10 protein-coding genes, 1 tRNA gene and 1 pseudogene are annotated in these 12,241 nt (G+C 63.1%); 3 read left to right on the top strand and 9 right to left on the bottom strand.

Annotated features, from left to right (window positions below):
• A pseudogene (locus tag JM946_RS30070) lies at positions 1–200 on the bottom strand (hypothetical protein); the annotation flags it as partial.
• A gap of 359 nt (positions 201–559) precedes the next feature.
• On the opposite strand from JM946_RS30070, the gene JM946_RS28980 reads away from it, so the two are divergent.
• Positions 560–910 carry an iron chaperone gene (locus JM946_RS28980; RefSeq protein ID WP_203170943.1) on the top strand — a complete coding sequence of 117 codons (351 nt, stop codon included), beginning with the start codon at positions 560–562 and terminating at the stop codon, positions 908–910.
• Positions 911–1,624: 714 nt separating this feature from the next.
• Here the strand turns inward: JM946_RS28980 and alr are convergent.
• From alr to rpsF, 6 genes are all read right to left on the bottom strand, one after another.
• On the bottom strand, positions 1,625–2,797 hold the full coding sequence (gene alr / locus JM946_RS28975; RefSeq protein ID WP_203170942.1) for an alanine racemase: 1,173 nt from the start codon (positions 2,795–2,797) through the stop codon (positions 1,625–1,627).
• A gap of 118 nt (positions 2,798–2,915) precedes the next feature.
• On the bottom strand, positions 2,916–4,334 hold the full coding sequence (dnaB, locus tag JM946_RS28970) for a replicative DNA helicase (protein ID WP_203170941.1): 1,419 nt from the start codon (positions 4,332–4,334) through the stop codon (positions 2,916–2,918).
• A gap of 15 nt (positions 4,335–4,349) precedes the next feature.
• On the bottom strand, positions 4,350–4,799 hold the full coding sequence (rplI, locus tag JM946_RS28965) for a 50S ribosomal protein L9 (RefSeq protein ID WP_203170940.1): 450 nt from the start codon (positions 4,797–4,799) through the stop codon (positions 4,350–4,352).
• A gap of 29 nt (positions 4,800–4,828) precedes the next feature.
• Positions 4,829–5,647: a hypothetical protein gene (locus JM946_RS28960; RefSeq protein ID WP_203170939.1), complete on the bottom strand. Its 819-nt coding sequence runs from the start codon at positions 5,645–5,647 to the stop codon at positions 4,829–4,831.
• 139 nt (positions 5,648–5,786) lie between these two features.
• Positions 5,787–6,011: a 30S ribosomal protein S18 gene (rpsR, locus tag JM946_RS28955; RefSeq protein WP_129642833.1), complete on the bottom strand. Its 225-nt coding sequence runs from the start codon at positions 6,009–6,011 to the stop codon at positions 5,787–5,789.
• Positions 6,012–6,049: 38 nt separating this feature from the next.
• On the bottom strand, positions 6,050–6,430 hold the full coding sequence (rpsF, locus tag JM946_RS28950; protein WP_203170938.1) for a 30S ribosomal protein S6: 381 nt from the start codon (positions 6,428–6,430) through the stop codon (positions 6,050–6,052).
• Positions 6,431–6,749: 319 nt separating this feature from the next.
• On the opposite strand from rpsF, the gene JM946_RS28945 reads away from it, so the two are divergent.
• Positions 6,750–8,888 carry a putative bifunctional diguanylate cyclase/phosphodiesterase gene (locus tag JM946_RS28945; RefSeq protein ID WP_407700616.1) on the top strand — a complete coding sequence of 713 codons (2,139 nt, stop codon included), beginning with the start codon at positions 6,750–6,752 and terminating at the stop codon, positions 8,886–8,888.
• A gap of 1 nt (position 8,889) precedes the next feature.
• On the opposite strand, the gene rlmB is transcribed toward JM946_RS28945, so the two are convergent.
• Together rlmB and rnr are read right to left on the bottom strand one after the other, a co-directional pair.
• On the bottom strand, positions 8,890–9,630 hold the full coding sequence (gene rlmB, locus JM946_RS28940; protein WP_203170936.1) for a 23S rRNA (guanosine(2251)-2'-O)-methyltransferase RlmB: 741 nt from the start codon (positions 9,628–9,630) through the stop codon (positions 8,890–8,892).
• Positions 9,627–11,885 carry a ribonuclease R gene (gene rnr / locus JM946_RS28935; RefSeq protein WP_269141144.1) on the bottom strand — a complete coding sequence of 753 codons (2,259 nt, stop codon included), beginning with the start codon at positions 11,883–11,885 and terminating at the stop codon, positions 9,627–9,629. The genes rlmB and rnr overlap by 4 nt, the downstream gene beginning before the upstream one ends.
• A gap of 120 nt (positions 11,886–12,005) precedes the next feature.
• Between rnr and JM946_RS28930 the strand changes: the two genes are divergently transcribed.
• Positions 12,006–12,090 (top strand) — tRNA-Leu (locus JM946_RS28930).
• Positions 12,091–12,241 lie beyond the last annotated feature (151 nt).

Raw genomic sequence — 12,241 nt, 5'->3', positions numbered from 1 at the left:
AACTCTTCGCCCCATTCCTGGATCCGGTCCGCCAGCATTGTGCGCATCTCCTGTAAGTCGTCTATGCCTGTCACCGGCTCGCAGGACAGCTTGGGCAGTATAATCCTGCCGATCCACAGGGCGAACGGCCGGCTGAGGCTCCGATAGATCTCCAACCCTGGTGGTCCTGGCCGCATTGCGAACATGTGCTCGACAGCCATTGCCGATCGCACAAGTTCGGCCGCTCGTATAGTGGCGCAGGAGTCGAGCGATCATGCCGCCACACGGCGCGAAGGATTCGCCACTGCAGATTCGGAAGGCGCTCGCGAGCTCACGTTGCAACTATCTGCTCCTGACCGGGAGCTGACTGACTTTTGTCCCGACCCGAAGCGGACATCAGTAACTCAGCGATAGTGATTCACATCGTCTGACTCCACCTGGCACAAGGGAAGGTCCGGGGCGGCTGTTTGGCCCATGTGGACCTTTCTTCTGCTCAGCTTGATTCAGTCATCCAACTGGTTGAAACTGGGATGGCGGGCGCTTGCCTTGCATATCACGCCAGCGGAGGTCTTACCTAACAATGTTCGCTGATCACGACGCCTACATTGCCAAGGCTCCTGAAGACCTCCGCCCTCTGCTGGTTCGATTGCGCTCCCAACTTTCGCGGGCGCTGCCTGACGCCGAAGAAGTCATCGCCTATAAAATGCCGGGCTTCAGGATCGGACAATCCATCATCGCGGGCTATGCGGCGTTCAGTAAGCAGTGCGGCCTCTATCTCTCTCCTTCCGCCATCAAGTCGTATGCGGACGACATTGCCGCGGCCGGACTCAAGGCTACCAAGACTGGTATCACCTTCTCGCCGAGCCGGCCGATCCCAGACGGGCTCGTTGAGAAACTCGCTCTGGCTTCGAGGAAGGATCGAAATCTCTGAGCGGCCGATTCGGCGGAGTTCGTTTTGTCGATGCTTGGCGACGATTCAGGATTGGGACGCACCTCAATCCATTCGCGCCCTCGCCGAATGCAGCTCTTGCCGAAAGCAGACACGCAGGCGCGCACGCGGATTGACTGGTCGCCGCCGCCCGCGCGAAGCGCGCGGAGCGGAGAAACATTTTCCTCCTATCTTGGACTGTGCTTAGACAGCAAAGTCACGCCGAATAAGATCGTTCCTGCGCCTGATCCCAGCACACCGATCTCCGCCCGATACCCTCCTATACTTTTCGAGCGGCCCTCAGCCGATCTAAATCAACTGAGAAACGTTTCTGGCCCACGGACCTGCCGCCCTCAAAGGTGGCGATCGCCACCACGCCATAGTTCACGTGGACGCTGCGCGACAGCGCAGCCGGTCGTTGTAACTTCGAACACGGGCCAAGCGTTTCTGCGAAAGGGCCCGGCGCTTGGCGTGTGATTGCAGCATCGATCCGAAGGTCGAAGACGCGGATGGCGAGCCGCTCAATGTAGGCCGGACGACACGAACCATCCCGCCGGCACTACACCATCGATCACCGCACCGCCCGACTCGCTGAGACGGCGAATCTTATGACCAAGGGATGGCGATCGGAGCACTGTTACATCGATTGCGTAGCTAACCGCCTTCGACGGCCGTGTGATGATGAGACGCCAACACTTTGCGACGCGCTTCGCGCGGCTACTCCCGCCAGAGCAGCGGTACGCGAGAGGTCACGCGGCAGACGAGTTCATAGCAAGTGGTATCGGCGTAAGGCGCCAGGCGCTCGGCGGGCAGGCCGGAGCCCCAGACGATCACTTCGTCGCCGGGCTTTGCATTGGGAAGGTCGGTGACGTCGATGCCGATCATATCCATGGATACGCGGCCGGCGATCGAAGCCTCGCGGCCAGCCACTAACACCGGAGCGCCGTTGCGGGTGCTGCGAGGGAAGCCGTCGCCATAGCCGATGGCAGCGATGCCGATTCGAGACGCGCGCGAAGCGCGCCAGATGCCGTTGTAGCCAACGGATTCGCCGGCGCCGATGTTTTGAATGGCGATCAACTGAGTCGACAAAGTCATCGCCGGGCGCAGCCCGAAATCGGCCGCGGTTTTGCCGGGCATGGGAGACATGCCATAGAGCATCAGCCCCGGTCGCACCCAATCCTGATGCGACTCCGGCCAGGCGATGACGGCGGCCGAATTGGCCACGCTACGCTCATGGCCAAGCGGCGCGACCGCGTCGTCGAATATTTGCAACTGAGTTACGGTGATCTCGCCACGGCGGCTCGTCGCTGCGACGTGAGCGCGCGCGCCACGATCTGCCGCAGCCGACTCATGCTGGACCGAAGTCGAGTGGGGCGACCAAGAATCTGGATCATCGCGCTCCTCGGAAGAGGACAGATGCGTCATCACGCGAATCAAACTCACCGACGAGCAGCGCCGCAGCCGCGCGTGGGCGGCGGCGAAATCGGACACGCGGAAGCCGAGCCGGTTCATGCCGCTGTTGAGCTTCAGCCAGACGACGAAGCGATGCGAGCCGGAGAACTGCTCCAGAACGTCGAGCTGTTCGGGGGAGTGCACGACGATTTCACATTGCTCCTTGGCGGCAAGCGCGAACTGCTCGGCGCCGAACACGCCTTCGAGAAGAAGGATGCGCTGTGTGATGCCCGCCTCGCGCAAAGCTACCGCGTCAGCCAATCGCGCGACGCCCAACCCGTCAGCATCGGCAAGCGCGCGAGCGACGCGGATCATGCCGTGGCCATAGCCGTTCGCTTTGACGACGGCGATGACCCGAGATCGAGGCGCCATCCGACGCACGACTGCGAGATTGTTCCGCAGCGCCGAGGCGTCGATGGTGGCAACCGGAAAGCTCACAATCACCCCCTGGGTACAGGGATATACCCCGCCGCCTCAGGCGGCGAGCGAGTGGCAAAGGTCACGCCTGTTGCCATCTCGCGCGAGGGTCGTGGCAGGATGCCCGATCCCGAGCCCATTAGAACGGGCCGTCGCCGTAGGGCATCTCGGGCGTGTAGTTCTCGAACTTGGTGAACTTGCCGAGGAAGGTCAGCTCGACGTCGCCGGTCGGGCCGTTACGTTGTTTGGTGATGATGATGTCCGCGATGCCTTTGCGCGGCGTATCGGGGTTATAAACTTCTTCACGGTAGATCATCATGATCACGTCCGCGTCCTGCTCGATAGCGCCCGATTCACGCAGGTCCGAGCTCACCGGCCGCTTGTCGGTGCGCTGCTCGACGCTGCGATTGAGCTGCGACAGCGCGATCACCGGCACCGACAGCTCCTTGGCGAGCGCCTTCAACGAGCGCGAGATCTCGGAAATCTCGGCGGTGCGGTTTTCTTTGTTGCCGGGCACCTGCATCAGCTGCAGGTAGTCGACCACGATCAGATCGAGCCCATGCTCGCGTTTCAAACGCCGCGCGCGGGCGCGCACTTCGGTGGGAGACAACGCCGGCGTGTCGTCGATATAGATGTTCGACGACTTCATCATCGAAATGGCCATCTGCACGCGCGACCAATCGTCATCGTCGAGCTGACCGGTGCGCAGCTTGGTCTGATCGACACGGCCCAAGGACGACACCATACGAAACGCCAGCTGCTCGCGGCCCATTTCCATACTGAACACGCCCACCTTGGCCTGCTTGGGGCCGAAGGCGGCGTTCTCCGCCATGTTCAGACTGAACGTGGTCTTACCCATGGAAGGACGCGCGGCGACGATGATCAGATCGCCCTTCTGCAAGCCGGCGGTCATTTCATCCAGCTTCTTGAAGCCGGTGGACAGACCGGTGATGGCGCCGGGGTTTTGCGCCAGCGTGTCGATCAGATCGATGATCTTGCCGACTTCGTTTCGCAGCGGCACGAAGCCCGAGCCGGTCTTGTTGCGGCTCTCGGCGATTTCGAACACGCGGCGTTCGGCTTCGTCGAGGATCTCGGCCGCGTCGCGCCCTTGCGGATCGTAAGCCCCGTTGGCGATCTCGCCGCCAACGGAGATCAGCTGACGAAGCGTCGAGCGCTCACGAACCGCGTCGGCATAGGCGCGAACGTTGGCCGCGCTCGGCGTGTCACGAACCAGCTGCGCAAGATAAGGCAGGCCGCCGGTATCCGCCGTGAGACCTTTACGCTCCAGCCACTCGGACAGCGTGACGGCGTCGGAAGGCTCGCCCAGCGCGCCGCGCTCGGCGATGGCCTCGAAGATGATCTGATGATCGCGGCGATAGAAATCGTCGGCGACGATGCGGTCCGCGATCTGGTCCCAGGCGCGGTTGTCCAGCATCAGGCCGCCGAGCACCGCCTGTTCCGCCTCGATGTTGTGAGGCGGGACCCGAATGTCATCCACCGCTTTATCGCGGACGCGACGCGCGCCCGCGAACGAAACCTTGTTATCGGCTTCGGCCATCGGTGGCGGTGAAGATTATTCTTCGCCGACGATGACGACCGGCAGATCGACGTTCACGTCGGTGTGCAGGTGCAGCTGCACGGTGTGCTCGCCGGCCTGACGGATCGGGCCGTTCGGCATGCGCACTTCGGCGCGCTCGACCGTGTGACCGGCCTTGCGCAGCGCCTCGACGATGTCGCTGTTGCCCACCGAGCCGAACAGCTTGCCTTCGCCGCCGGCCTTGGCCGTCAACGTCAGCTTGAAGCCTTCGAGCTTGGCGGCGCGCGCCTGGGCGCTGGCCATCTCTTCCTTGGCCGCCTTCTCGAATTCGGCGCGGCGCGCTTCGAACTTGGCGACGTTCTCCGGGGTGGCCAGCGTGGCCTTGCCCTGGGGCAGCAGGTAGTTGCGGCCGTAGCCGGCCTTCACCTTGACCTTGTCACCGATGTTGCCGAGGTTGGCAACCTTCTGCATCAGAATGATTTCCATCAGCCTATCCTCATGAAAAGAGGCCTGAGTTAAACGTGCTGCGTCCGTGGCCGCAGCCAATTATCCAAAAAGCCCCACACCGCGAGCATGAATATCACGACGGAGGCGACCGGCAACACGATCAGCAATACATAAATCCCGACCAGCCAGCCCCGATTCAACCGTCCCACCGCCTTGCTCCGATGCGCGGCCGCCAGCCCCTGAAAGACCAGCGCGGCGAATGCCACCCAGGCCAACGAGGCCGCCAGCGCCGAGTCGCTCAGCAGCGCCACGATGAACAGCACTGTCACCGCGATGCCGAGCGCGAGCCCGAGACGCAACTGCCGGTACTCGGCACCAAATGAACCCGGGCTGTCCAGCAGCGACTGCCACCACCGGCCCAGCAACACCGCGCCGAACACCGCGCTCAGCGACAGCGCCGCCATGCTGCCCCACATGCTGCGGGCCCAGGCGGCAAGGATCACGTCGCGCTCACCTGGCGGGATCTGCCAGCCAGCCCGCTCCATGGTAGGCATGATCAGCTCGATCTGCTCGCGCCAGATGCCGACCGGATCGGGCAGCACGACGAACACGCCGATCAGCAGCACCGCGACGCCCAGCAACATGACCTGGAACGTCAGATTCAGCGAACCCGTCTTCCTCAGCAGCGAGCCCAGCAGCACCGGGCCGAAAAACAGCGCGCCTACGCCGAGCAGCAGCCAGCCGAGCGGCACCACCGCCACCGACAACACCACCCAGCTCGCCGCGGCGCCCGCCGCGACCGCCATGGTCACGGCGTGTCTCGTTTCAAAGCGCAGCGCCACCAGCACCGCGATGGCGCCGGCAACGACCAGAAACGGCAAGGGCATTTGAAGCGAAAGCGCTCCGCTCACGGTGGCCGCTAAGGCGGCGCGCCATGGATGCCCGGTCAGCCAGACAGCAATTGCACGGTGCATGTATGTGCCCGCCCCAGTTATGCCCCGGGGCGAGGCGTCGGACGCGAACTCTTTAGTGCTGGTCGGTGTACGGCAGCAGCGCCAGGTAGCGAGCGCGCTTCACGGCAATCGCCAGCTGACGCTGATAGTGCGACTTGGTGCCGGTGATGCGGCTCGGCACGATCTTGCCGGTCTCGGTGATGTAGCTCTTCAGGATGCCGAGATCCTTATAGTCGATCTGCTCGATGCCTTCGGCAGTGAAGCGGCAGAACTTGCGGCGGCGGAAAAAACGGGACATGGCTTATACCCTCGAATCGGTGAACGGATGGCGGAACATCAAGACGCCGCGGAAGCGCCTTCTTCCTCGTCGTCACGCGAGAAGCGCTCGTCGCGCTCCTCCTCGCCCTTCGCCATCGGCGAGGGTTCGGTGACGGCCTTGTCCATCTTGATGACCAGGTGGCGCAGCACTGCATCGCTGAAGCGGAACGCGCCGGTGAGCTCGGCCAGCGTCTTGCCGTCGACCTCGATGTTCATCAGCACGTAGTGGGCTTTGTGGACCTTGGCGATCGGGAACGTGAGTTGCCGACGGCCCCAGTCTTCCAGGCGATGCACGGTGCCGTTACCGGCCGCGATCATGGTCTTGTAGCGTTCCAGCATGGCCGGAACCTGTTCACTCTGGTCGGGGTGCACCAGAAAAACGATCTCGTAGTGTCGCATTGCTGCTCCTTGTGGAGATGCCGCCCGGTCGAGAGTCGGTGCGGCAAGGAGTTAGAGGAACCGCCGCGCTCGGAAGGACCCGGGCGCAACAGGGCCGCGGATACTAGCCGAGCCCCCGGTATAGCGCAACGGCTGGATGGGCCTGCCGAACGGGCTCGCGGCCGCCAGCTTCGGTTAAGTATTAGGGTTTAGCCCTATTGCGGCTGCCAGCAGGCCACTGAATTCGTGCTGGGCTGCATCAAGACGAAACGGCAACCGCCGCTACAGCTAACGGCGACGTTTTCCCTCGCCGCTCAGGCTATTACATGACGGACGTCACATTGTGAACGGCTCCTACAATCCCTGGTTGGTCACGCTATCGTTCGTGGTTGCGGTGTGTGTGTCGTACACGGCGCTGAACCTCGCATCGAGAGTGGCCACGGCCCAGCGCGAGCACATGCGACTGTGGCTGGCCGGCGGCGCGCTGGCTATGGGCGTGGGCATCTGGTCGATGCACTTCATCGGCATGCTGGCCTTCTCGCTGCCCATCCCGCTCGCCTACGACGTACCGATGACGCTCGCCTCGCTGGCGGTTGCGATCCTGGTGTCGGGCTTCGCGCTGAACATCGCCAGCCGCGACGTGGGCGGATGGGGTCGGCTCGCCGGCGGCGCCGTGATCATGGGTCTGGGCATCGCGGCCATGCATTACTCGGGCATGGGCGCGATCCGCATCGTGCCCTTTATTACCTATGAGCCGAAACTGCTGATCGCTTCGATCGTCATCGCGATCGTGGCATCGTTCGCCGCGCTGTGGCTGTTCTTCCGCCTGCGAGCCGGCGCTTCATGGCGCATTCGTTTGCAACGGAGCCTGGCCTCGGTCGTGATGGGTGCGGCCATCGCCGGCATGCATTACACCGGCATGTTCGCTTCGCAGTTCGCGCCCAACTCGTACTGCGTGGGAGCGACCGCCACCAGCAGCGGCTGGCTGGCGATCCTGATCGGCGGGTTCGCGCTCGGCGTGCTGCTGATCACGATGATCCTGCTGATGTACGACTCGCATCTGGAATCGCGCTCGCGCCAGCATGCGGTGGCCTTGCAGGATGTGAACGCACGCCTGCAGCATCTGGCGACTCACGATTCGCTCACCGAGCTGCCCAACCGTTTGCTGCTCGACGACCGTTTGTCGCAGGCCATCTCTTATGCCGAGCGACACCCGGCTCGAATCGCGGTGCTGGTGATCGATCTGGATCGTTTCAAATTGATCAACGACTCGCTCGGTCATCACGGCGGCGATGAGCTGTTGAAAGAAGTGGCCGACCGCTTGCGAGGCGTGCTGCGCAAGAGCGATACGCTGGCGCGCACCGGCGGCGATGAGTTCGTGCTGATCGCCGGCGAGGTCGAAAGCCAGGCGGATGTCGAGCACCTGGCCCAGCGCCTGGTCGCATGCTTTGCCGAGCCGTTCCACATCCTCGGTGTGGACATTCACACCGCGCCGAGCATCGGCATCAGCATGTATCCGGACGACGGCAGCCGCGCCGATGAGCTGATGGTGAATGCCGACGCGGCGATGTATCACTCCAAGAAGATCGGCGGCAACACCTATTCGTTCTTCACGCCGTCGATGAACGCATTCGCGCAGCAGCGCCTGAAGATGGAGAACGGGCTGCGGCGCGCGCTGGTGAATGGCGAGCTCGAGCTGCACTATCAGCCGAAAGTGGATATCACCACCGGTCGCATCAGCAGCACCGAAGCGTTGATCCGCTGGCGTCATCCGGAGCGCGGTCTGGTGCCGCCGGGCGATTTCATCCCGCTGGCGGAAGAGACCGGACTGATCCTGCAGATCGGTGAATGGGTGTTGCGCGAGGCCTGCCGGCAAGCGCGCCAGTGGCAGGTCAACAACGTGGCGCCGGTGCGCGTGGCCATCAACATGTCGGCGCAGCAGTTTCGCCAGAAGAATCTGGTGAGCGTCGTGCAGTCGGCGCTCGAAGACGCCAACCTCGAGCCGACCTATCTGGAGATCGAGCTGACCGAAAGCGCGGTCATGCACAACGCCGCGACGTCGACCGCGATTCTGGAACAGTTGAGCCGGCTGGGCGTGCACATTTCCATCGACGACTTCGGCACCGGTTATTCCAGCTTGAACTATCTGCGCCGCTTCCCGCTCGACAAGCTGAAGATCGACCGCAGCTTCATCAAGGACGTGGTGGCCAATCCCGAAGACGCCGCCATCGTGCACGCCATCATTTCACTGGCGCACAGTCTGCGACTGAAGGTGATCGCCGAAGGGGTCGAGACCGAGCAGCAACTGCAATTCCTGCGCGGCCTCGGCTGCGATCAGTACCAGGGTTTTTTCTGCAGCCCAGCCATGACGGCCGACCGGTTCGCAGAGATGATGCAGGACCAGAACGTCGGCAAGTTCGATCCATTGGCGACCATGAGCCGGTTGTATGTGCCGGCTCACAGGCGCAAGGCTTCGTAACTCAACTGCGCTGGCGGACCGCTTCGTAGAGCAATACGCCGGCGGCGACGGAAACATTCAAGCTTTCCACCACGCCGCTCATGGGAATGCTGACCAGCGCGTCGCAGTTCTCCCGCGTGAGGCGGCGCATCCCCGAGCCTTCCGCGCCAAGCACGATCGCGAGCGGACCGGTGAGCTTGCTCGAATAGAGCGAATGCTCGGCCTGGTCATCCGTGCCGACGATCCAGACCTCTCGTTCTTTCAACCAGCGCAGCGTGCGCGCGAGATTGGTCACTTGAATCAGCGGCACTGTCTCCGCCGCGCCCGACGCCACTTTTCTCACTGTAGCCGACAAGCCCGCCGCTCGATCTTTCGGCACGATGACCGCCGTTACGCCGGCCGCGTCCGCCGTTCTCAGGCAGGCGCCGAGATTGTGAGGATCCTGGACCCCGTCCAGGACCAGCAATAGCGGCGGCGTTGTCGCCGCATCGAGCAAATCATCGAGCGCGCCCTCGCCCAGCGCCCCGACGCTGCGAATCTGCAGGCAAGCGCCTTGATGGCGCTCGTCGCCAGCGAGTCGATCCAGCTCGCGCGTATCGCGCCACTCGGTCTTGATCGACTTGCTTTGAGCCAGTTGCACCAGCTCGTTGATGCGCGCGTCTTCCCTGCCTTTCTGCAGGATCAGCAGCGCCGCGCGCTCGGGCCGTTGCCGCAGCAGTGTGCGTACGGCATGCAGCCCGAAAATGACTGTGGTCTCGCTCATCGTCTTCCTCGATGCGGGCCGCGTCGACGCTGCCACGGTCCGCGCACCATGCGTTGACCGCCGCCCGCCTCGGCCAGCTCGAAGTCGATTTTACGTTCATCGATGACCACGTTGATCAAGCGCACGCGCAAATGATCGCCCAGGCGGAAGATCCGTCCGCTGCGAGCGCCCACCATGCGATAGCCCGTCTTGTCTCTCGAAAAATAGTCGGCGCCGAGCGCGCTGACATGCACGAGCCCGTCGATCTGCATGCCCTTGATCTGCACGAACAGGCCGAAGTCGACCACGCCGGTGACCAGGGTGTCGAATTCCTCGCCGATCTTGTCGCGCATGAATTGGCACTTCAACCAGGACATCGCATCGCGCGTTGCTTCATCGGCGCGCCGCTCCGTGTGCGAGCACGACTGGCCCAGCGTGGACATGATGCCCGGGGTCCATGGGAATGTGTCGGCATTGCCACCGCGCAGGATGTGACGAATGCCGCGATGGACCATCAAGTCCGGGTAGCGCCGGATCGGCGACGTGAAGTGCGCATACTCGGACAAGGCCAGGCCGAAGTGGCCGATGTTCTCGGGTTGGTACACCGCCTGGGGCATCGAGCGGATCACGACGGTCTGGATCAGGTGCGCTTCTTCGTGGCCCACCGAGCGCTGCAATACCTGGCTCAGATCGTGGGGCTCCAGCTCGCGATCCGTGGGCAGATGGATGTTGAAGCCCTGCAGGAACTGCCGCAGCTGTTCCAGGCGATCCTCTTCGGGCTGGCCATGCACGCGGTACAACGTCGGGATGCGATGTTTCTTCAGAAAACGCGCGGCCTGCACGTTCGCGGCGATCATGCACTCTTCGATCAGACGGTGCGCGTCGTTGCGCGTGTACTCCACGAAAGTCGCGATGCGACCCTGCTCGTCGAACTTCACTTTCAATTCCGGCGCATCGAAGTCGAGCGCACCGCGCTGCAGACGCTGCTTGTGCAAAGCTTTGAACACGCCGTACAGGCTGTCCAGCTGTGCGCCCAACGCCGTCACTTCGGGCTCATGGACGGCGGCCGGGTTCGCCAGATAGGCCGCCACCTTGGTGTACGTCAATCGCGCCGCCGATCGCATCAAACCTTCGAAGAACTGCGCACGGGTGACTTTGCCTTCGGCATTCACGCGCATCTCACAAACCATGCACAACCGGTCGACGTGAGGATTGAGCGAACACAACCCGTTGGACAGCGCTTCGGGCAACATCGGCAGCACACGATTGGGGAAGTACACGGAGGTGCCACGCAGCTGCGCTTCACGATCCAGCGCACGATTCTGCTCGACGTAGCTTGCGACATCGGCGATCGCGACCAGCAAGCGCCAGCTGCCGCCGCGTAACGGCTCGCAATACACGGCGTCGTCGAAATCGCGAGCATCCTCGCCGTCGATGGTGACCAACGGCAGTTCGCGCAAATCCTCTCGCCCACGCTTAGCCGCGGCGGGCACCGAGCTGCCAAACGCTTCAGCCTCGGCAATCACCTCGGGAGGAAATTCAAACGGCAGACCGTGCGAATGGATCGCGATATCGGTCTCCATGCCGGGCGCCGCATGCTCACCGAGCACGCGCGTGATGTGACCCAATGGCTGCGCCGTCTTCGAAGGCTGCTCCACCAACTTGACCAGCACGACCTGGCCGGGCCGCGCGCCATTCAAATGCTGGCGGGGCACGAGCACGCGATGGCCGATGCGCGGGTTGTCGGGCACGACGAAACAAATGCTGGATTCATCGTACAGCCGGCCGACGATCTCCTTGGTGTTGCGCTCCAGGACTTCGACGATCACCCCTTCAGGCCGGCCGCGGTGATCGACGCCGCTGAGCCGCACGGCGAGGCGGTCGCCATGCATGGTTTCCTGCATCTGTCGTGGCGCGAGATAGATCGGCGCCGAGCGATCTTCGGGCAGCAGAAAGCCATGCCCGTCTTTGTGCGCGTTCACCGTTCCCACGATGAGCGACAGCCGCTCGCGCAGGCAGTATTCATCGCGTCGGTTGCGGATGATGGCGCCCGACTGGAGCAGCTCTTCGAGCTCCTTGGTCAGTCGTTTGCGGGCCGAGGCGCCGCTGCGCTGGGCGCGCTGCGCCAGTTCGTCGAAATCCAAGGGGCGCCCGGCGGCCTGCAGGACCTGAGGGATCGCCGGTTGATTGCCGGAGGCTCGGGGTCGGTGGGCGGCCCGAGTGGCCGGGCGAGTCGAGGGTTTTTTGGGTTTTCGGGTTTTTTTTCTTAGCTTCATGAGAGTTGAAATAGGGATCGGAAAAATTCGTCTGGGATAGGGCGGCTTGTCATTGACAGCCCTAAATGTCATCGGTACATTGCGCGCCTCTTGCGGGGGCTGCCCCGCGTTCCCTTCCTTGCCCAGGTGGCGGAACTGGTAGACGCGCTGGTTTCAGGTACCAGTGGAGCGATCCGTGGAGGTTCGAGTCCTCTCCTGGGCACCATCTTTCAGCCACCCGACCCGCCGAGAAGAACAACAACGGATCGGTCGGTGCGGCTTTCAAGACGGCCATACTAACCGATCGCTGCCGTAAACCCCATCCGGGTAAGCGGCATTCGCGACGGAACCCCGGGTGCGGCCCGGCGCTTGACTGC

This window comes from Steroidobacter gossypii, assembly GCF_016801985.1.
Taxonomy (GTDB): domain Bacteria; phylum Pseudomonadota; class Gammaproteobacteria; order Steroidobacterales; family Steroidobacteraceae; genus Steroidobacter; species Steroidobacter gossypii.
Note: the sequence above shows the minus strand (reverse complement) of the source record. Positions and strands in the feature narration are given on the sequence as shown.